This window comes from Mycobacterium kubicae, assembly GCF_015689175.1.
GTDB lineage: Bacteria > Actinomycetota > Actinomycetes > Mycobacteriales > Mycobacteriaceae > Mycobacterium > Mycobacterium kubicae.
In genome coordinates, this window is the sequence record NZ_CP065047.1 from 2,558,039 (window position 1) to 2,578,240 (window position 20,202).

The window sequence follows — 20,202 nt, forward strand, 5'->3', positions numbered from 1 at the left end:
GATCCGCGATCACCGCGTCGATTTCACGACCTGCGAATAGTGGAACTGCCACCGTTCGACGATGCGGAAACCCAAGTAGCTCGGGAACTGGTAGACCGGGGCACGTCCGAAAGCCGAGCCCGGCGGAAGTGACTGCCCCACCTGGCGATCCGGCAACGCCTTGTCGCGGTTGGTGATCGTCCACAACGTCGGGCACTTGTTGATCTTGGCCGTCGTCAGCCACACGGCGATGTGACCGTCCCACAGTGCGCCCACCTTGGGTCCGTACACGCCGCGTTCCACGTCGATCAGGGAACGGAACGCGGCGGGGCGGGTTGCCAGCAGCGCACGGATCGGCCCGGGCTTCCACGGCACGGTGTTGTCGACAAGCAAGCAATCACCCGGCGTGGCGTGAGCATTGATGAGGTCGGCGACCTGGCTGTAGTCCCAGCCCTCCTTGGCGTACGGCCCGCGCTGGGTGAAGTAGTAGTTCGGGAAGGCGGCGCCGGCGAACACGATGACGAGACCGGCCACAAGCCATGGCTTTCGGGCGATCGTGACGATGCACAACGCCAGCACCACGGCGGCCGCCGGAGCGGTGAGGATCAGGTAGCGGGGGTAGTACATCGGCTCGACGGTCACCGAGTAGATGAGGACCACGGCGTTGGGAACGACGATCCATGCCGTGGCTATCAACAGGAGCTGACGGGTGCCGGCGTCCGGTCTGCCGCCCCTCCTCGCCGCAACCATATGGACGGCGACCGCCGCCACCACGGCCACACCGGCCAGGATGGCGAACGGGACGCTGTGATCGAAATACTGCCGGTGCACGACGTCGAGAAAGAGATTGCGGGTCAGACCACCGATCCAGCCGACCTGCCACACCTGGCCGTGGGCGAACAGCGCGAAGGGTGTCATGGCGCCAAGGGCGATCACGGAGGTTACCAACCACCACAGGAACGGCGATTTGCGTGCCTTCGCGTGGGTCAGCAGCGGCAGCATCACGGCATGCACCGGCACGAGCAGCCCCAAGTGGATGCTGATCAGGATCGACAGCATCAGCGCGAACGCGTACGCCACCCACAACCGCGCCCGATTGCGCCGCGCCGCGGCGACAAACAGTACGGTCACCCACACGGCGGCCGCCACCAACAGTGCCGAGGAACGAGCTTCGATGCCCGCCCACGTCACCCGCGGCAGAATCGCGAAAACGGCACCGGCACAAAGCGAGAGGGTTCGCGCGGACGCCGGTGGTGCCAGTTGTCGGGTGAAGACCACCACACCGGCCGCGGCGGCTCCGATCGCCAGAGAGCTCGGGACGCGAGACCAGAACTCAGTCGGCGGGAAGATGGCGAACCAGCCATGCATCAGCAGGTAATAGAAACCGTGTACGGCGTCGATGTGGCCCAGCAACTTCCACAGCTCGGGCAGGGTGCGACTGGCCGCTGCGGAAATGGTGGCGCCCTCGTCGAACCACAACGACGGCCGGCTCGCCCAGGCGCCGCTGATCACAGCCGCCAGCACGCCAATGACTAACGGGTCGCGCAACCGTCCGGGCGGCTCCGGCGGAGTATTTCCGTCATCGACGGCCGGCTCGGGCTGCTCAACGGTGGAAACGGACATGATGCCTGTCACCTTAAGGTTCCCGCGATGATCCTGGTCACCAGCCGTCCGGCCGGTGCGTCGCCGGTCAACGGGCCCACCGCCTAGTTGTCATCTCGGTGAAATCCAAATGTACTGCGTTATAACCGGTTTCGCCCAACGACCGCCGCGCCGCTCACTCCGTCCGGGCCTGGGCCGTCGATACCGAGCAGCGGCCGGGCAAAAGCGGGATTGCGCCACGCCATGGCGGTGTGGTTAATCTGACCAATAATTCAGCAGGCAACGCGATACTGTCTTGGGTTGGCTGAGCAACGACACTGGAGGGTATATGGGCGCCTATCAAACCGTGGTCGTAGGGACCGACGGCTCGGACTCCTCGATGCGCGCGGTAGAGCGGGCAGCCCGGCTGGCGGGAGCGGACTGCAAGCTGATCATCGCCTCGGCGTACCTGCCTCAGCATGAGGATTCTCGAGCCGCCGACGTCCTGAAGGACGAAAGCTACAAAGTCACGGGCACGGCGCCCATTTACGAAATTTTGCACGACGCCAAGGAACGGGCGCACAACGCCGGCGCGAGGAACGTCGAGGAGCGGCCGATCGTCGGTGCTCCGGTCGACGCACTGGTGCACCTGGCCGAAGAAGAGAAGGCCGATCTGCTGGTGGTCGGCAACGTCGGGCTGAGCACGATCGCGGGCCGGTTGCTGGGCTCGGTGCCCGCCAACGTCTCCCGCCGCGCCAAGGTCGACGTGCTGATCGTGCACACCACCTAAACGGCCGCTACCAACCGCGTTCGCGCCATTCGGCGAGGTGGGGGCGTTCCTCGCCCAGCACCGTGTCGTCCCCGTGGCCGGGGTAGATGACCGTCGAGTCGTCGTACACGTCGAACACCCGGGTGGTCACGTCGTCGAGTAACTGAGTGAAGTCTCCGGGCTGCCACGTCTTGCCCACGCCGCCGGGGAACAAGCAGTCGCCGGTGAACAATTGGGTGACCCCGCCGGCGGCCGGACCGGTCAAGGCCAGGGCGATCGACCCGGGCGTGTGGCCGCGCAGGTGAATCACATCGAACGTCAGCTCACCGATCTGCACCGTGTCACCGTTGGCCAGCAAACGGTCTGGTTTGACCGGCAGCGGCTCGGCGTCGATCTCGTGGGCGGCTGTCGGGGCCCCGGTGGCCTCGGCAACGGCTGCCAAGGCCTGCCAATGGTCGAAGTGCTGATGGCTGGTGACGATCAGCGTCAACTTGGGCGCGTACCGGCGGATCAGGTCGATCAGCACGTCGGCGTCGTTGGCGGCGTCGATCAGCAGTGTTTTGCCGGTCGCGGAACATGTCACCAGGTAGGCGTTGTTGTCCATGGGGCCCACCGACGCCTTGAGGATGGTGGCGCCCGGCAGGGTGCGCCGGGCCGCGGTACCGGGGTCGACATGTCCGGTGTAGTTGTCGTCCAGGGCAGTCATATGGGTCAGGTTACTGGTCTGCGCTCGCTTGTCGGTACGGCCACATAGCATGGGGAACGAGGTCTGTTTGCGAAGGGAATCCATTGGCTGAGCGCCTGATCGTCAAGGGTGCGCGGGAACATAATCTGCGCGGTGTCGACCTTGATCTGCCCCGTGATGCGCTGATCGTCTTCACCGGCCTGTCCGGGTCGGGCAAGTCTTCGTTGGCGTTCGACACCATCTTCGCCGAGGGTCAACGGCGCTACGTCGAGTCGCTCTCGGCGTATGCCCGCCAGTTCCTGGGCCAGATGGACAAGCCGGACGTCGACTTCATCGAGGGTCTTTCCCCGGCGGTGTCCATCGACCAGAAGTCGACCAACCGCAACCCGAGGTCGACGGTCGGCACCATCACCGAGGTATACGACTACCTGCGGTTGCTGTACGCGCGGGCGGGCTCACCGCATTGCCCCGTCTGCGGCGAGCGCATCGCGCGCCAGACGCCCCAGCAAATCGTCGATCAGGTGCTGGCCATGCCCGAAGGCACGCGGTTTTTGGTGCTGGCGCCGGTGGTGCGCACCCGCAAGGGTGAGTTCGCCGACCTGTTCGAGAAGCTCAACGCCCAGGGCTACAGCCGGGTCCGGGTCGACGGCGTGGTGCATCCGCTGACCGACCCGCCGAAGCTGAAAAAGCAGGAGAAGCACGACATCGAGGTGGTGGTGGATCGCCTGACCGTCAAGGCGACCGCCAAGCAGCGGCTCACCGATTCGGTGGAGACCGCGCTGGGCCTCGCCGACGGCATCGTGGTGCTGGAGTTCGTCGATCATGAGCCGGGTGCGCCGCACCGTGAGCAGCGGTTCTCCGAGAAGCTGGCCTGCCCCAACGGGCACGCCCTGGCGGTCGACGACTTGGAACCCCGCTCCTTCTCGTTCAACTCGCCCTACGGCGCCTGCACCGAGTGCACCGGCCTGGGCATCCGCAAGGAGGTCGATCCCGACCTGGTGGTGCCGGACCCGGACCTGACGCTGGCCGAGGGTGCGGTGGCGCCGTGGTCGACGGGGCACACCGCGGAGTACTTCACCCGGATGCTGGCCGGACTGGGTGACGCGATGGGCTTCGACGTCAACACCCCCTGGCGCAAGCTGCCGGCCAAGGCCCGCAAGGCGATTCTGGAAGGCTGCGACGAGCAGGTCCACGTGCGCTACCGCAACCGCTACGGCCGCACCCGGTCCTACTACGCCGACTTCGAAGGCGTGCTGGCGTTCCTGCAGCGCAAGATGGCGCAAACCGAATCCGAGCAGATGAAGGAACGCTACGAGGGCTTCATGCGCGACGTGCCCTGCCCGGTCTGCGAGGGCACTCGGCTCAAGCCGGAGATCCTGGCCGTCACGCTGGCCGCGGGCGAGCGGGGACACATGTCCATCGCCGAGGTGTGTGAGCTGTCGATCGCGGACTGTGCGGACTTCCTGAACGCCCTGACCCTGGGCCCGCGCGAGAAGGCGATAGCCGGGCAGGTGCTCAAGGAAATCCAGTCGCGGCTCGGCTTTCTGCTCGACGTCGGGTTGGAGTACCTGTCGCTGTCTCGGGCGGCGGCGACGCTGAGTGGCGGTGAGGCGCAACGCATCCGGCTGGCCACCCAGATCGGTTCGGGCTTGGTCGGGGTGCTCTACGTGCTCGACGAGCCGTCCATCGGCCTGCACCAGCGGGACAATCGTCGGCTCATCGAGACGCTCACTCGGCTGAAGAATCTGGGCAACACGCTGATCGTCGTCGAGCATGACGAGGACACCATTGAGCACGCCGACTGGATCGTCGACATCGGGCCCCGGGCCGGTGAGCACGGCGGCCGGATTGTGCACAGCGGCCCGTACAGCGAGCTGCTGCGCAACAAGGAGTCGATCACCGGCGCTTACCTGTCGGGCCGGGAGAGCATCGAGATGCCCGCCATGCGGCGGCCGGTCGACGCCAAGCGGCAAATCACCGTCGTCGGCGCCCGGGAACACAACCTGCGCGGCATCGACGTCACGTTCCCGTTGGGGGTGTTGACCTCGGTGACCGGCGTCAGCGGTTCGGGCAAGTCGACTCTGGTGAATGACATCCTGGCCGCGGTCTTGGCCAACAAGCTCAACGGCGCGCGCCAGGTGCCGGGCCGGCATACCCGGGTCACCGGACTGGACCACTTGGACAAGCTGGTGCGCGTCGACCAGTCACCGATCGGCCGTACCCCGCGGTCCAACCCGGCCACCTACACCGGCGTCTTCGACAAGATCCGCACCCTGTTCGCCGCCACCACCGAAGCCAAGGTGCGCGGCTACCAGCCGGGCCGGTTCTCGTTCAACGTCAAGGGCGGCCGGTGCGAGGCGTGTACCGGGGACGGCACCATCAAGATCGAGATGAACTTCCTGCCCGACGTGTACGTGCCGTGTGAGGTCTGCCATGGCGCCCGGTACAACCGGGAAACGCTGGAAGTCCACTACAAGGGCAAGACGATCTCCGAAGTGCTGGACATGTCGATCGAGGAGGCGGCGGAATTCTTCGAGCCCATCTCCGGTATCCACCGCTATCTGCGCACCCTGGTCGACGTGGGGCTGGGCTATGTGCGGCTGGGCCAACCGGCGCCGACGCTGTCCGGCGGTGAGGCGCAGCGGGTCAAGCTGGCCTCCGAATTGCAGAAGCGCTCGACCGGTCGGACCATCTACATTCTCGACGAGCCCACTACCGGTCTGCATTTCGACGACATCCGCAAGTTGTTGATGGTCATCACGGGTCTGGTCGACAAGGGCAACACGGTGATCGTCATCGAACACAACTTGGACGTCATCAAGACCTCCGACTGGATCATCGACATGGGCCCCGAAGGCGGTGCCGGCGGCGGAACCGTCGTGGCGCAAGGAACTCCAGAAGACGTCGCCGTGGTGCCCGAAAGCTACACCGGCAAGTTCCTGGCCGAGGTCCTGGCCGGGGGACGCGCCGCCGCACCTGCACCTCGGGCCAGCCGGCGGCGCAAAGTCAGCGCCTGATCGCGCTTTCGGCCTGCGTCACCATCGCCGACTTCGCCAGCGGTGAAGGGAAGCGTGGGCTGATGCGCACACCGTCCAGCCACGAAGTGAGCTCCCGGGCGCGTCGCTCCAACGCTTGCCGCCCGGATCGACCGGGATCTTCGAGCAAGAGCAGCTGCACGCGAGCGTTGGCGTCCTGATACCAGCCGCCGACCACGCGTCCGTTCCACCACGCGGTGGCACCCGCATTGCCGTTGCGGTCGAACAGCTTACCGCGATGCTCGCCGAGGTACCAGTCGCGCTCGTACCAGCCCATGGTGGTGGGATCCAGGCTCGGCAATAGCGCACACCAGGGCGGCGCCTCGGGTTCGGGCTCGAGGTCGTCGGGCAGCGCATACCCGGGGCTGCCGTGCAGGTCGACCTGGACCGCGCCGATATCGGCCAACGCGGCGCGGACCGCGGCCTGCGTCGTGCCCTGCCACCATTTGAGGTCGTCGACGGTAGCCGGCCCGAATGCCCGCAGCCACTGGCGGGTCAGCTCGGCTCGCGCCGTAGCTTCCGGCCACGGCTCGCCGCGCTGGGGGAGCCATGCCGCGGTGGCGCTCCACCGCGGGCGCGAGGTGGTCCAGCCGCCGTCGTTGGGGCCGCGCACGATGTCGCCGCCGGCAGACAGCACGGTGAGCACCCGCGGCGCGATGGGAACCTCACCGCCCCAACGTTTTCCGGGCGCCGGGTCGTAGCTGCCCGCCAGTTCGGGTAACGCCGTGCGCAGTTCCGTGGCGGAGGCGGGCCCGTGCGCATTCAAGTGCCGCAGCACCGCCGCGCTGGCCCGATCCAGCCAACCCTGACCATCCTCGGCTACACCGGCCTTTTGCGCATCGGCGATCAACCGCCGCCGCTCGTTGTCGGCCACCCGTGCACTGGCCGCGGCCTGCACCACCGGCAGATCGTCGGCGGCAATGATCCACAACGTCCGTCGCATCGCCAAATGCCGGATCAGGGATCGCTTCTGGTAGAGCTCGTCGTCGAGGTCGGTGACCACGAAACCCGGGGCGCGCGCCCACAGTGACAGATAGGGAGTCGCCGCGTCGGTGGCATGTAGCCCCACCAGGCCAGCGGTGATCTCCGGCAGCGACTGCGTCTCAGCGAGAAGAAAGTGCCTGCGAGCCAATCGGTTTCGTCGCTCGGGGACGCCGAACTTTCGCACGCCGCTACTCACGCGATTACTTGGGCACCTTGGCGGCCATTTGGTTGGCCATCAGCCTTGCTTGGTTGACGGTGTCGGGTGCGCACACGTTGACGTCCAGGACCACATTCGAGACGACGTTCAGCACGTGCTGGCAGACCACGGGGCTGCCGGCCAGCGTGCGCTGCAGCGCGATATTGGGCGGATTGCCGCTCACCTCGCGGAAGGTCCACTCTGAGGTGTTGCCGTTGTTCACCTGAGTCACGGTTCGCCCGGCGCAGTTTCGCCACTGTTCGGCCTGACCGGCCACAAAATTGAGGGCCTGATCGGCGGAGGCGAAAAGTACCGCACCTTGGACCACCACATAGCCAGGATTGCTGTTCGGCTTCTTCATCAGTTGGGCAAGCATCGCCGTGTAGCCGCTGCTCTTGTATGTCGTGGTCTGGTAACCGATGAGCGCCCCAAGGCACTTCTCGTCCGACACCGTGTTCTACGGACCGGGATCGGTCGTCTCGGTGACATTGTGATCGACGATGATGCCCGTCGTGGCCACGATCGAGTTGACCTGATCCGGTGACAGCAGCAGCGAAGCCAGTTGTGCCGGAGCCACTGTCGGGGCAGCGCTGGGCGCGGTCGTGGTGGGAGTCGTGACCGGGGTGCTCACCGCGCCGGTGCTCGTGCCGTCGCTGGTGGCCTGGTCGTCATCGGAGTTGCCCAGCGCCAACCAGATACCGGTGCCGGCCAGCACCGCGACCACCGCGAGGAGCGCGCCGACGATCAGCCACGGTCGCCGCCGGTTACCCGGCACGCCCGGCGCCGCATGCACCGGCGAAGCCCACTGCGGGGGCTGCGGTGGTGGAGGTTGCCAGGCGATAGGACCGCTCGGGGGCGCAGCCACTTGCTGGCTGTGCGCGATCATCGTCCTTGCTTCGTCGCGATCGGGTGCACTCAGTGCCTGTTGTGCTGCCCGCGCCAGCTCGCCGGCGGTCGGATACCGATCGGCGGGCGTCTTGGCCATGCCCCGGGCGATGACTGCGTCGAAGGCGGCCGGGATCCCGCGCCGTTGCTGACTGGGTCGGGGGATGGGCTGCAGCAGATGCGCGCCCATGAGCGCGCTGAGGTTCTGCGTCTGGTACGGCGGTGTGCCAGTGAGGCATTCGTAGAGCACGCAGGCCAGCGCGTAGATGTCCGACCGGTAGGTGACCTCGTCGTCGACGAATCGCTCGGGCGCCATGTAGCTCCAGCTACCCACCGCGGTGCCAATCTTGGTCAAGTTCTGATCGCTGGCCGCCGAGGCGATGCCGAAGTCGACCAGGTAGGCGAAATCGTCGCCGGTGATCAGGATGTTCTCCGGCTTGATGTCGCGGTGCACGACGCCGGCGCGATGGGCGGCATCGAGGGCGGCCGCGACCTGGGTGATGATCGCCACCGCGCGCGGCGGGTCCAGCGCGCCGTCGCGGTGCAGCAACGTTCCCAGGTCGCTGCCTTCGATGAAGCGCATATCGATGAACAACTGCCCGTCGACTTCGCCGTAGTCGTGGATGGGCACGATGTGCGGTTCTTGCAGACGCCCGGCCGTGTGCGCTTCGCGTTGCATGCGCCGGCGAAAAGACGCGTCCGAATTCAATTGTTGGGACATGAGTTTCAGGGCGACGGTGCGATCTTTGACCGTGTCGTGGGCTTCGTACACTTCACCCATGCCGCCGCGCCCGAGCAGCCGCCGCAGACGGTAGGGCCCCAATTGGGTGCCGGCCCGCGACGTCGGCACGGTGTCACTCATCAGCGCGAGTGGTGTTCTTCATCGACTCCCGGATCTGCGCTAACCGTTCCGCCGCCGCTTGCTGGCGCTTCTCGTACTGCTCCTCGACTTGCCGGCCCTCGGGGGTCTCGGCGTCGAGTTCCTCCGCACCCACCGCGGCACCGTACCGGGTCTCGATCTTCTCCCGGACGGAGTCGAAGGTCGGCACTCCGGAGCTGTCGTATCCAGGCTCAGGTTCGTCGGGCATGTAGCAACGCTACTGCGACCGCCCGTCGAAGTAGCGCACCATCTGCTGCCAGTACACCAGTGTCAGCCCCATCTGAATTGCGGTGGCGGCTAGCGCGATGCCCAGGCGATGGCGTCGAGCTGCGACGATGGCCACAAAGGCGGCGGCTGACGTGACGAAACTGGTTACGGTCGCGCCGTCTTTGGGGCGCCGGATGATCCATAGCTCTTCACCCAGCATGGCGCGGGTCGCCCAATTGCGATGGTCGGCGGGCTCGCCGAAGACGAACGGGTTGAGCGCCAGCCAGCCGGCCAAGAGCACGGCGTGACTGCGTCGGCGGGTCCAGGCCGGCACCAGCAGCAGCGGCGTGCTCGCCCACCTGCTCCAGGCGCTCCAGGGATTGCAGTGCCGGGCGAACATGGCGCGGCGCAAACGCGCGATCAACGGCACCACAGCTACTTACCTGCGGCAGCGATCCGCGCTTGGCCCGCCGCCGGCGCGGGGGGAAGCGACGTGCCCGGCAGCGCAACCCGGGGCACGCCCGGAGTGCCGAGCTGACCGGACAGCCACGGCAGTGACGCCGCGAATACCTGATCGGCGAAGGGCCAGTCATGTTTGCCGGGCTGGGGGATCACGGCACAATCAATGCCGTTGGACCGGCCGACGGCACACAGCGCGTTAGCCGCGGCGGTCTGGTTACTCGGGTTGGCGGCCGCATCCCGCCCGGCCCACCGCATGGTCGGAGTGTCAATGATCGGCATGTCGTGTCGCGGCGTCGGCGGTCCGGTGTTGATGGCGAACCAACCGGACACACCGGTGTACGGCCCGTGCCGGGTGATGACCGTCGTCGGATCGAACGCCGCCCAGGCCTCGGCGTCACCCCCGAACAATCGGGCGATCGTTTCGGCCTTGTTCCCCGCGTTCGGGTACAGATCCCCCGCCACATCGACGAAGGCGCTGAACATCGTCGGGTGCATCACCGTCAGATCCACCGCGCAGGTTCCGCCCATCGACCAGCCCACGATGCCCCAGTTGGGCTGCTCGGCGCTGACGCCGAATTTCGAGACCATATAGGGCACAACATCTTTGGTGAGATGGTCGGCCGCATTGCCGCGCCTTCCATTGACGCACTCGGTGTCGTTGTTGAACGCGCCGCCGGAGTCGACGAACACCAGGACGGGCGCGTTGCCGTCGTGCGCGGCGGCGAAGTCGTCAATCGTCTTGACCGCGTTGCCGGCACGTGCCCAGTCGGCTGGGGTGTTGTACTGGCCGCCGATCATCATCACCGCCGGCAGCCGTGGCGGGGGAGAGCTGGCGAACCACGCCGGGGGCAGATACACCAGTTCGCCCCGATGCTTGAAGTGGGAGGCGTCCGACGGGATGTCCACCGGCACGACGCTGCCGTGCGCGGGACGTGTGCCCTTGGAGGCCATCGCGGTGACCGTGGCCTGATCGGTCTGGTCGGGCAGCGGGCCGGAGGTCAGCTGGTTCCAGGCGGCCTGCACGGTCGGGAAGTAACCGACCCACAGATTCAGCGTCAGCGCCGTGCAGAGCACACAGAGCGGTACCGCCAGCAGCGACATGCCACGACGCCATCGGCGCGCGCTACGCCAACCCAGCACCACCACCGTTGCGGCCAGCCCGGACAACGCCACCCAAAGCCACAACGCGCTGGGCGCGGGCTCGGCGGCCAGCCCGTCGGCCGTCACGTACCAGCGGATCCCGTAAGCCGATGCGGTACCGGCGGCCACCGCCACCGGCAGCCGACGCTGCCGCCACAGGCGGGATCGCCAGCCGATGGCCGCCACCAACACCACCGCGGTCACCGCCTGAACGGTGAGCGGCACCCAGCCATGCATCAGCGAGGTGTGAGCGCTTGCCAGCGACTGCGATGCGACAGATGACGTCGGCGCGGTCACGAGTCAATTGTGGGTTGGTAACGGTCCATCGGGATGCATGTTTCCAGAATATTTCCTGTGAGTTAACTGGCAAGCCCCCGAGCGTCGCAGCTAATGCGGCTTGGCAAGCGGGAAGGGCAACGTCTCCCGGATGCTGCGACCGGTGATCAACATGACCACCCGGTCGATGCCCATGCCCAGACCGCCGGTTGGAGGCATCGCATACTCCATCGCCTGCAAAAAGTCCTCGTCAAGCTGCATCGCCTCGGGATCACCGCCGGCCGCCAGCAGCGATTGCTCGTGCAGCCGGCGACGCTGCTCCACCGGATCGGTGAGTTCGCTGTAAGCGGTGCCCAGCTCCACGCCCCACGCCACCAGATCCCACCGTTCGGCCACGCCCGGCTCGCTGCGGTGCGGTCGCGTCAACGGGGACACCGACGTCGGAAAGTCGATGTAAAACGTCGGATTCTCGGTGCGGGACTCGACCAGGTGCTCGTACAGTTCCAGCACCACCGCGCCCGCGTCCCATTGCGCCCGGTACGGGATGTGCGCGGCGTCGCAGAGTTTGCGGAGCGTCGTGAGGCTGGTGTTGGCGTCGATGTGCTCACCGAGCGCTTCCGAGACGGCGTCGTGGACCGTCTTCACCGGCCACACCCCCGAGATGTCGACGGGCTCCAGTTGGCTTCCGCCGCTGGAATCATCGCGAGTCTTAGGCCGCATCACCGTCGGTGTGCCGTTGGCTGCCGCCGCGGCGTTCTGGATCAATTCCCGGCAACCGTCGATCCACACCCGGTAGTCGGCGTGCGCTTGGTAGGCCTCCAGCAGGGTGAACTCGGGGTTGTGGCTGAAGTCGACACCTTCGTTGCGGAATGCCCGGCCGAGTTCGAAGACGCGCTCCACGCCGCCGACGCACAAGCGCTTCAGGTACAACTCGGGCGCGATGCGCAGGAACAGGTCTAGCGAATAGGCGTTGATGTGCGTCATGAACGGCCGCGCGGTCGCCCCGCCGTGGATCTGCTGCAGCATCGGGGTCTCCACTTCGATGAAGCCCTTGCCGAACAGCGTCTCTCGCACCGATCGCAACACGGCGCTGCGCGCGGTGATCAGCGTTCGCGACTCGGCGTTGACCGCAAGGTCGACGTAGCGGGTGCGCACGCGCGCTTCAGGGTCGGTCAACCCTTTCCACTTGTTGGGCAGCGGCCGCAAGCATTTACCGATCAGCCGCCAGCGCGTCACGATCAGGGATCTGGTGCCGGTCTTGCTCGAACCCATGTGCCCGGTCATCTCCACCAGGTCACCCAGGTCGATCGCCGCGTTGAAGTCGGCGGCCCGCCCCTGCTCCAACCGCGAATTGTCAAGCAACACTTGGAATTCGCCGGACCAGTCACGAAGATGAGCGAACAGCACACCGCCGTAGTTGCGTACTCGCAAGATGCGTCCAGACACCGAAATGGTGTCCTGATCGTCCGCATCCATCGCCTGTGCGACGGTATGGCTGGGCGATTGGCCCACCGGGTAGGCGTCGACGCCGTTATTGCGCAGGTTCTGCAACTTGTTCAGCCGAACCCGCACCTGCTCGGGCAGGCGGCGACCGACGAGCTCGTCGCCATTGATGCCCTCGGCCGGTTTGAGGCCACTGACGTCCGGCGCCGAGCCGTCGGGGTGCAACAGGCCGCTGGCCGCCAACCGTTCCGGGACGGCGGGATGGTGACCGGTGTGCGACTTGTCGCGCCGACTGAACGGCATACTGAGGAACCCCTCGGCCAAAGCCGAGGCGACGCCCACCTTGGGCACCGACCGGGCGTCGTCGTAGCAGGCGTACCGGGGCACCCATTCGGGCTGGTACTTCATGTTCGAGCGGTACAGCGTCTCGAGCTGCCACCACCGAGAGAAGAAGATAAGCAGCCCCCGCCACAGCCGCGCAATCGGACCGGCACCGAGTTGTTCGCCTTGTTCGAAGGCGGCCCGGAACATCGCGAAGTTCAACGAGATGCGGGTGATCCCAGAAGTTTCCGCGTGCAGCGCGAGCTCGCTGACCATGAGTTCGATGGTGCCGTTGGGGGATTGCCGGGAACGGCGCATCACGTCCAGCGAGACGCCGGTGGATCCCCACGGCACCAACGACAGGATGGCCACCACCTGGTCGGCCGGGTCGACGGCCTCCACCAGCAGACAATCGGAATCCGCCGGGTCGCCCAACCGGCCCAGCGCCATCGAGAACCCGCGCTCCGACTCAGTGTCGCGCCACGCGTCGGCGCGCCTGATGGTTTCGGCCATCTCCTCGGTGGAGATGTCGCGGTGCCGTCGGATCCGCACGGTCAAGCCGGCCCGGCGCGCCCGCGTCACGGCTTGGCGTACGCCGCGCATCTCCGGCCCGGACAGCTTGAACTCCGAGGGATGCAGGATCGCCTCGTCACCCAACTCCAGCGCGTTGAGGCCGGCTTCCCGATACGTCTGCGCGCCTTGGGAACTGGTTCCCATCACGCCGGGTGTCCAGCCGTAGGTCTGGCACAGCTCCAGCCACGCGTCGACGGCGGCGCGCCAAGCCCGAGGGTCGCCCACCGGGTCACCGCTGGCCAGACAGACACCGATTTCAACGCGATAGGTGACGGCCGCGCGGCCGCTGGGCGCGAACACCACCGATTTGTCGCGGCGGGTGGCGAAGTATCCCAGTGAGTCGTTCTTTCCCCACAGTTCGAGCAAGCCGCGGATGGCCGACTCGTCCTCGCCGGTCAGCGCATTTTCCGCGCGTTGCGACTGAAACAGCACGATCGTCGCCGCGATCAACGCGAACGCGCCGAACAAACCGAAGATCGCGTTGAGGAAGACATGCGGTCGGCCGGTGAACAAGTCCGGATCGGCGAGGCTGAACCCGACGACCCGGTTGGCGACGTAGGGCAACCGGTCTTGCGGCGCGAGCGTTCCCGGGAACATCTCGACCAGCCCCCACGACGCGAGAATGCCGATGACGCCGCCGACCACCAGCGTCGCCGCCGCCTTGAACAGCGCGCCCCGGCGGACCTTGGCCCAGAATTCCCGGTAGCTCAGCACCAGCAGCACGATCGCCACCAGATGGAACGCGAACCCCAGGTTCTCGCCGAAGCTTTCCGCGGCGGTGTTTCCACCCGCGACGATGTCCCCGACGTTCAGCCCGGCAGCGATGACCATGTTGCCCAGCAGCAGCAGCCAGGCGATCCGTTTGCGCGCGGCCAGGGCGGCGGCCAGCAGCGCCAGCACGAAGGACCAGGCGAAGCTGGTGTCGGGGAAGTTGAACAGGTAGCTGTTGATGAACTCGCGCGGGACCTTGATGAGCCAACGGATCAGCGGCGACACGCTTGCCAACAACGACAAGGTCGCGATGACTCCGACAATCCAGCCGGCGGTCGGAGGAACCCAGTGATACCGGGACGCCGGCCTGCTCCTGGAGCGAGGCTTCATGAGGGTCACAGACCGCGAGGATATTCGTTGAAACTCGGAAATTCCTGACGATCCCCCCGTTGCGCCGACGCGTTTTCCGCGTGCGGGGGATCCGCGGGCTCCCGCGGGCGCGGGCAAGATGTCAGTACGAGCCGTCTTGGCTGTTAGACTGGCTGTTGCGACCATCCCGGCCACGGCTCGGGACAGTTAAGTGGAGTCCCACTCCCACCGCGAGTCACGAAGCGTTCTTCAAGGCTTAGCGGTCCGGTCACAGGCATCGTGCAATGCCTGGTCTGCGCGAGGCGTAGACGGCTTGAGCAGCCTCAAGCCGCGATCGGTCGGCAATGGGCCCTGCTGATGCAGGGCTTTTTTGCCGTTGGCTTGGTGTCCTCCCACTGCTGTTTCGGACCGTCCGGCAGGCCGCGACGAAAGATAAGCCGACCAGGGAGGCCCCATCAGCACTGAGACCCGCGTCAACGAGCGCATCCGCGTACCTGAGGTTCGACTGATAGGCCCAGGAGGGGAGCAGGTAGGCATTGTGCGCATCGAAGACGCACTCCGCGTCGCCGCGGACGCCGACCTCGACCTCGTCGAAGTGGCCCCGAACGCCAGGCCGCCGGTCTGCAAGATCATGGACTACGGCAAGTACAAATACGAGGCGGCGCAGAAGGCGCGCGAATCGCGCAGAAACCAGCAGCAGACCGTCGTCAAAGAACAGAAGCTGCGGCCGAAGATCGACGATCACGACTACGAAACCAAGAAGGGCCACGTGGTCCGCTTCTTGGAGGCCGGGTCGAAGGTCAAGGTCACCATCATGTTCCGCGGACGTGAGCAGTCACGACCCGAGCTCGGATACCGCTTGCTGCAGCGGCTGGGCGCTGACGTTGCCGATTACGGATTCGTCGAGACCTCCGCCAAGCAGGACGGGCGCAACATGACGATGGTGCTGGCACCGCACCGCGGCGCCAAGACCCGCGCCCGGGCGCGGCAACCTGGCGAAGCTGCGGGGCCGACCGACACAGCAGACGAAAGCTGACCGTCAGCGACTAGCTGGCGGCGAAATCAAGAAGCAGAAGAGGAAACATGCCCAAGGCCAAGACCCACAGCGGGGCCTCCAAGCGGTTCCGGCGCACCGGGACCGGGAAAATCGTTCGGCAGAAAGCCAACCGGCGCCACCTGTTCGAGCACAAACCCACCACGCGTACCCGACGGCTGGCCGGCCGCACCGACGTTTCGGCCAACGACGCCAAGCGCGTCAACGCGATGCTCAACGGCTGAGCGGCGACCGCCACACCGGGCTGACGCCCGGCCCTGACCAAATTTCGTCCCAACGAGAGTAGGAACATCCATGGCACGCGTGAAGCGGGCAGTCAACGCCCACAAGAAGCGGCGCTCCGTCCTGAAGGCTTCGAAGGGCTATCGCGGCCAGCGGTCTCGGCTCTATCGCAAAGCCAAAGAGCAGCAACTACATTCGCTGAACTACGCCTTCCGCGACCGCCGTGCCCGCAAGGGCGAGTTCCGCAAGCTGTGGATCTCGCGGATCAACGCCGCCGCCCGTGCCAACGACATCACCTACAACCGGCTCATCCAAGGCCTCAAGGCCGCCGGTGTGGAAGTCGACCGCAAGAACCTCTCCGACATTGCGATCACCGATCCGGCGGCGTTCACCGCGCTCGTCGAGGTCGCCCGGGCCGCGCTGCCCGAGGACGTCAACGCGCCGTCCGGAGAGGCTGCCTGACCTTCCAGGTGCTCACCGAACGCTCGGCCCGGGTGGTCGCGGCGGTCAAATTGCATCGTCACGTCGGCCGGCAACGGGCCAACCGTTTCCTGGCCGAAGGCCCGAACCTGGTCGAAGCCGCGTCCGCTCGCGGGCTGGTCCGCGACCTCTTCGTCACCGAGGACGCGGCCCGACGCTTTGCCTCCTTGTTGACCGGACCGGTCCATCTGGTCACCGAGCGTGCGGCAAAAGCGTTGTCGGACACGGTGACCCCGACCGGACTGGTCGCGGTGTGCGAGATGCCGACGACCGACCTGCACGACGTGCTGGCGACCGCACCGCAACTGCTCGTCGTTGCCGTCGATATCAACGAGCCCGGCAACGCCGGGACGGTGATCCGCATTGCCGACGCCATGGGTGCCGCGGGCGTGATCCTCGCCGGACACAGCGTCGACCCGTACAACGGCAAGTGCCTGCGCGCGTCGACCGGCAGCATCTTCGCCATCCCCGTCGTGGTTGCGCCGGAAACCGACGCGGCCCTCGCCGCCGTCCAGTCGGCGGGTCTGCAAGTGCTCGCGACGACCGTGGACGGCGAAACGTTGCTCGACGACGCCGATCTCACCGCCCCGACGGCATGGGTGTTCGGGCCGGAATCCCACGGCTTGCCCGCCGACATCGCTGCCGCCGCCGATCGGCGGGTGCGCATCCCGATGGCCGGCGGCGCGGAAAGCCTCAATGTGGCGGCCGCCGCCGCGATTTGTCTGTATCAGAGCGCCCGGGCGTTGGGCGTCGTCAAGCCTTCCTAGGCGGCCCGCGGGCCCTTCTTGGGCCCCCGGCCGGAGCGCAGCCCAGCCAGCGACAACGTGCCGTGGACCAGCGATCCGGCGCGCTCCATGATCGCCCGCGCGGGGTCGAGGGGAGAGCGGGGGCCCGGCGGGAAGTAATGCATGGGTAGCCCTCGCCGGTCCCGGGGCGGGCCCATGAAGGCCGGCGCCTCGACCAATGGCGCATCGGTGGGGATGCGTCCTTCGGCGCGCCGGTAGGCGGCCAGCGCCCGCGGGTGCAGCCGGATCTCGTCGGGCACCGCCAGGAACGCCAACTCGATCAACTTGCCGAACAGGCGCAGCAGCACCTCGTCGCCCGGCGTCCAATGCATGCCGGCCTTCTCCCGGATGGCCGGCTCGAACAGTCCGGCGGCGATCCAGCGCTGACCGGCCACCAGCGGCTTGAACATCTGGTCCCAGATCGGGGTGGGGATCAGCACGAACTTCGGCTTCGGGATGCGGATCTGGAAGATATCCAGGGTCGCCTGGTTGATCTCCAGCTCATCGCGACCGACCCGCTCCCAATACTCCTGGAATTCCTCCCAGCTTTTGGGCACCGGGCGCATGCTCATCCCGTACATGCGGTACCACTGCACGTGCTCGTCGAACAACTGTCGCTTCTCGGCCTCGGTCAGGCCACCACAGAAGTACTCGGCCACCTTGATCACGAGCATGAAGAACGTCGCGTGCGCCCAGTAGAACGTCTCGGGATTCAGCGCGTGATAGCGACGCCCCTGGGCGTCGACGCCCTTGATGGTGCGGTGGTAACTCTTGATCTGCTGACCGGTGTTGGCCGCCCGGTCGCCGTCGTAGACCACGCCCATGATCGGGTACACCGACCTGGCGACCCGTTGCAACGGCTCACGCAGCAGGATCGAGTGCTCTTCTACGCCCGCGCCGAGTTCGGGATACATGTTCTGCAGGGCGCCGATCCAGATGCCCATCATGCCGGTGCGCAGGTCGCCGAAGTACTTCCAGGTCAGTGACCCCGGACCGAGCGGCTCCGCGGATGTCGTTGGTACAACAGTCATCACGGCCTCCATGCGCGTCCCTGGGCTCACGATATGCGTTGACAACGCACGTTGTCTACCATTTCCGATTATGCCCCGCGCGGGCGTTACTCAGTCTCAATAGCGCTGCCGCCACGGCGTGATCAGCGCGTTCCGTGCGAGCTGTGACACAACCGTCAATAGTGTCGTTGCCTGCGTCAACCAACAGCACCTACCCTGGCCAGGTGGAGGTCGAGTCTGACGATTCGGAGCCCGGCGTGGCGGGTGATTCGACAGCCTCAGCGACCGCGGTGGCGGAAAGAGGCGATCGGACCCGGTCCCCGGCGAAGTGGTTGCGCTCCACCAATCACAATCCAGGCGTTGTCGACTTCATTCGCCGTGCACGCCGGCTTTTGCCCGGAGACCCCGAATTCGGCGATCCGTTGTCCACCGCCGGCGATGGCGGCCCGCGTGCGGCGGCCCGCGCCGCCGACCGGCTGCTGGGGGACCGCGACGCGGCTTCGCGCGAGGTCAGCCTGAGTGTCTTGCAGGTCTGGCAGGCGTTGACCGAAGCCGTTTCCCGTCGGCCGGCAAATCCCGAGGTGACACTGGTCTTCACCGATCTGGTCGGGTTCTCCAGCTGGTCGCTGCAGGCCGGCGACGATGCCGCCCTGACGTTGCTCCGGCAGGTGGCCCGCGCCGTCGAGCCGCCGCTGTTGGACGCCGGCGGACACATCGTCAAGCGTATGGGCGACGGGATCATGGCGGTGTTCCGTAATCCCAGCGTCGCGGTGCGAGCCGTGGTCAACGCGCGCGACGCGGTGAAGTCGGTCGAAGTGGACGGTTACACCCCCCGGATGCGCGTCGGCATCCACACCGGGCGCCCGCAGCGGTTGGGTGCGGATTGGCTGGGTGTCGACGTCAACATCGCCGCGCGCGTGATGGAACGCGCCACCAAAGGCGGCATCATGATCTCCAGCCCCACCCTCGACCTCATCTCGCAGAACGAATTGGACGAGTTGGGCGTCGTCGCCAAGCGGGCCCGCAAACCCATGTTCGCCAGCAAATTGACCGGGATCCCGCCGGACCTGGCGATCTACCGGCTCAGAACTAATAGGGATTTGACAGCTTCCGCTAACAAAGATGAGACAAACGCAGATGCATAGTGGAAGGCGATGATTTCGGCTTTCTTCTCCCGGCTCGGCCGGGTGTGGTTCACCGTCGGATATGTCGCCTCGTTGGCTGCCGTCAGCACTACCATTCTGATGCTCAGTCCCCAGGCGCACGACCGGCTGATTCGGCATGCCAGCACCAACCTGCACAACCTGGCGCACGGGCGCCTGCTGACGCTGCTGGGCAGCGCCTTCGTCGTCGAGGCGGGTCCGCTGTACTTCTGGATGCCGTTCCTGACCTGCCTGCTGGCGTTGGTCGAGCTGCATCTGCGCACCATTCGGCTCATCGCCGCATTCCTGGTCGGTCACATCGGGGCAACGCTGGTGGTGGCGGCCGCTTTGGCCGGGGGTGTCGAGTTCGGCTGGCTGCCGCGGTCGATCGCCCGAGCCAGCGACGTCGGGATGAGCTACGGCGCGCTGGCCGCGCTGGGCGCGCTGACCGCCGCGATTCCGCGGCGATGGCGGCCGGCGTGGATCGGCTGGTGGATTTCGCTGAGCGTTGCCGCCGCCATCATCGGCGGCGAATTCACCAACGCGGGTCACGCGGTCGCGCTCCTGTTGGGCATCCTGCTTGCCCTCCGGATCCGTCGGCCGATTCACTGGACGCCGGTGCGCTGCTTGATGCTGCTGGGTTCGGCAGGATTCGGTTTCCTGTTGCTGGCCCACACCTGGTGGGCGATGGGCGTCGGCCTGGTGTTGGGCGCGCTGGGAGCCGTGGCAGCCCACGAGTTCGCTCGTTGGACTGACCGACGCAGCCCAGCGGCGCCCGATGAGGCGCTCACGGTCGCGCAACCTGCGCTCAGCGCCTGAGGATCACCCAACTCGCCGGCTTTCTCCGCGCCGGAACGCGCACACCAAGCGCGCCGCGCCGCATCACCTATGATCGGCTTTTGCGCTACGCCGTCGCGGGCAGTGCTCACGTAGTGCTCTTGTAGGCAGCTCCTGCTTCGCTCGCGACGATGCGGGCGCTCAGCCTCATTGAAAAGGATTGACAAGGAGAGTGT

17 protein-coding genes and 1 pseudogene are annotated in these 20,202 nt (G+C 66.5%); 8 read left to right on the forward strand and 10 right to left on the reverse strand.

The genetic code is table 11. From position 1 onward, the window contains the following. Positions 1-9 precede the first annotated feature (9 nt). Positions 10-1,602 carry a mannosyltransferase gene (locus tag I2456_RS12105; RefSeq protein ID WP_085073148.1) on the reverse strand — a complete coding sequence of 531 codons (1,593 nt, stop codon included), beginning with the start codon at positions 1,600-1,602 and terminating at the stop codon, positions 10-12. A 307-nt stretch (positions 1,603-1,909) separates the two neighbouring features. On the opposite strand from I2456_RS12105, the gene I2456_RS12110 reads away from it, so the two are divergent. Then, positions 1,910-2,350, forward strand: coding sequence for a universal stress protein (locus I2456_RS12110; RefSeq protein WP_068026274.1), 441 nt, complete (start codon positions 1,910-1,912; stop codon positions 2,348-2,350). 7 nt (positions 2,351-2,357) lie between these two features. On the opposite strand, the gene I2456_RS12115 is transcribed toward I2456_RS12110, so the two are convergent. Further along, positions 2,358-3,035, reverse strand: a complete 678-nt coding sequence (locus I2456_RS12115; RefSeq protein ID WP_085073127.1) for an MBL fold metallo-hydrolase — start codon at positions 3,033-3,035, stop codon at positions 2,358-2,360. Between the two features lie 83 nt (positions 3,036-3,118). Here I2456_RS12115 and uvrA point away from each other — a divergent pair, with 83 nt between their 5' ends. Next, on the forward strand, positions 3,119-6,031 hold the full coding sequence (gene uvrA, locus I2456_RS12120) for an excinuclease ABC subunit UvrA (RefSeq protein WP_085073126.1): 2,913 nt from the start codon (positions 3,119-3,121) through the stop codon (positions 6,029-6,031). Here uvrA and I2456_RS12125 read toward each other — a convergent pair. The 7 genes and pseudogenes from I2456_RS12125 to lysX form a co-directional block, all read right to left on the reverse strand. After that, positions 6,021-7,217 (reverse strand): winged helix DNA-binding domain-containing protein, encoded by a 1,197-nt coding sequence (locus I2456_RS12125; protein ID WP_085073125.1) that lies wholly within the window; start codon positions 7,215-7,217, stop codon positions 6,021-6,023. The genes uvrA and I2456_RS12125 overlap by 11 nt on opposite strands. Positions 7,218-7,233: 16 nt before the next feature. Continuing rightward, positions 7,234-7,680, reverse strand: a complete 447-nt coding sequence (locus I2456_RS29125) for a sensor domain-containing protein (RefSeq protein WP_169717182.1) — start codon at positions 7,678-7,680, stop codon at positions 7,234-7,236. A 231-nt stretch (positions 7,681-7,911) separates the two neighbouring features. Then, positions 7,912-8,976, reverse strand: a pseudogene (locus I2456_RS29130) (serine/threonine-protein kinase); the annotation flags it as partial. Next, complete coding sequence (locus tag I2456_RS12140; RefSeq protein WP_068026253.1) at positions 8,969-9,202, reverse strand: hypothetical protein; 234 nt, start codon at positions 9,200-9,202, stop codon at positions 8,969-8,971. The gene I2456_RS12140 and the pseudogene I2456_RS29130, both read right to left, overlap by 8 nt. A 9-nt stretch (positions 9,203-9,211) precedes the next feature. Then, positions 9,212-9,631 (reverse strand): DUF6653 family protein, encoded by a 420-nt coding sequence (locus tag I2456_RS12145; protein WP_313958029.1) that lies wholly within the window; start codon positions 9,629-9,631, stop codon positions 9,212-9,214. Between the two features lie 5 nt (positions 9,632-9,636). Continuing rightward, positions 9,637-11,100: an alpha/beta hydrolase gene (locus tag I2456_RS12150; RefSeq protein ID WP_371869923.1), complete on the reverse strand. Its 1,464-nt coding sequence runs from the start codon at positions 11,098-11,100 to the stop codon at positions 9,637-9,639. A 90-nt stretch (positions 11,101-11,190) separates the two neighbouring features. Further along, positions 11,191-14,517 carry a bifunctional lysylphosphatidylglycerol synthetase/lysine--tRNA ligase LysX gene (lysX, locus tag I2456_RS12155; RefSeq protein ID WP_186246633.1) on the reverse strand — a complete coding sequence of 1,109 codons (3,327 nt, stop codon included), beginning with the start codon at positions 14,515-14,517 and terminating at the stop codon, positions 11,191-11,193. Between the two features lie 433 nt (positions 14,518-14,950). On the opposite strand from lysX, the gene infC reads away from it, so the two are divergent. The 4 genes from infC (at position 14,951) to I2456_RS12175 (ending at position 17,019) form a co-directional block, all read left to right on the forward strand. Further along, positions 14,951-15,532, forward strand: coding sequence for a translation initiation factor IF-3 (infC, locus tag I2456_RS12160; RefSeq protein ID WP_082952081.1), 582 nt, complete (start codon positions 14,951-14,953; stop codon positions 15,530-15,532). Between the two features lie 47 nt (positions 15,533-15,579). Beyond that, the gene (rpmI, locus tag I2456_RS12165; protein WP_067409096.1) at positions 15,580-15,774 is read left to right on the forward strand and encodes a 50S ribosomal protein L35; all 195 of its coding nucleotides are present in this window, start codon (positions 15,580-15,582) and stop codon (positions 15,772-15,774) included. Between the two features lie 70 nt (positions 15,775-15,844). Continuing rightward, the gene (gene rplT, locus I2456_RS12170) at positions 15,845-16,234 is read left to right on the forward strand and encodes a 50S ribosomal protein L20 (protein WP_068026243.1); all 390 of its coding nucleotides are present in this window, start codon (positions 15,845-15,847) and stop codon (positions 16,232-16,234) included. Positions 16,235-16,242: 8 nt separating this feature from the next. Continuing rightward, complete coding sequence (locus tag I2456_RS12175) at positions 16,243-17,019, forward strand: TrmH family RNA methyltransferase (RefSeq protein WP_085073123.1); 777 nt, start codon at positions 16,243-16,245, stop codon at positions 17,017-17,019. Here the strand turns inward: I2456_RS12175 and I2456_RS12180 are convergent. Beyond that, positions 17,016-18,068 (reverse strand): oxygenase MpaB family protein, encoded by a 1,053-nt coding sequence (locus I2456_RS12180; protein WP_085073145.1) that lies wholly within the window; start codon positions 18,066-18,068, stop codon positions 17,016-17,018. The genes I2456_RS12175 and I2456_RS12180 overlap by 4 nt on opposite strands. Before the next feature lie 269 nt (positions 18,069-18,337). On the opposite strand from I2456_RS12180, the gene I2456_RS12185 reads away from it, so the two are divergent. After that, on the forward strand, positions 18,338-19,192 hold the full coding sequence (locus tag I2456_RS12185) for an adenylate/guanylate cyclase domain-containing protein (RefSeq protein ID WP_277395766.1): 855 nt from the start codon (positions 18,338-18,340) through the stop codon (positions 19,190-19,192). Between the two features lie 9 nt (positions 19,193-19,201). Beyond that, the gene (locus I2456_RS12190) at positions 19,202-20,008 is read left to right on the forward strand and encodes a rhomboid-like protein (protein ID WP_068159205.1); all 807 of its coding nucleotides are present in this window, start codon (positions 19,202-19,204) and stop codon (positions 20,006-20,008) included. Positions 20,009-20,202: the final 194 nt, after the last annotated feature.

What these genes read in the sequence shown, in the direction of transcription:
- I2456_RS12105 (WP_085073148.1), bottom strand. Translation starts at nt 1,602, where the DNA reads ATGTCCGTTTCCACCGTTGAGCAGCCCGAGCCGGCCGTCGATGACGGA.
- I2456_RS12110 (WP_068026274.1), top strand. Translation starts at nt 1,910, where the DNA reads ATGGGCGCCTATCAAACCGTGGTCGTAGGGACCGACGGCTCGGACTCC.
- I2456_RS12115 (WP_085073127.1), bottom strand. Translation starts at nt 3,035, where the DNA reads ATGACTGCCCTGGACGACAACTACACCGGACATGTCGACCCCGGTACC.
- I2456_RS12140 (WP_068026253.1), bottom strand. Translation starts at nt 9,202, where the DNA reads ATGCCCGACGAACCTGAGCCTGGATACGACAGCTCCGGAGTGCCGACC.
- lysX (WP_186246633.1), bottom strand. Translation starts at nt 14,517, where the DNA reads ATGAAGCCTCGCTCCAGGAGCAGGCCGGCGTCCCGGTATCACTGGGTT.
- rpmI (WP_067409096.1), top strand. Translation starts at nt 15,580, where the DNA reads ATGCCCAAGGCCAAGACCCACAGCGGGGCCTCCAAGCGGTTCCGGCGC.
- rplT (WP_068026243.1), top strand. Translation starts at nt 15,845, where the DNA reads ATGGCACGCGTGAAGCGGGCAGTCAACGCCCACAAGAAGCGGCGCTCC.
- I2456_RS12180 (WP_085073145.1), bottom strand. Translation starts at nt 18,068, where the DNA reads ATGACTGTTGTACCAACGACATCCGCGGAGCCGCTCGGTCCGGGGTCA.
- I2456_RS12190 (WP_068159205.1), top strand. Translation starts at nt 19,202, where the DNA reads ATGATTTCGGCTTTCTTCTCCCGGCTCGGCCGGGTGTGGTTCACCGTC.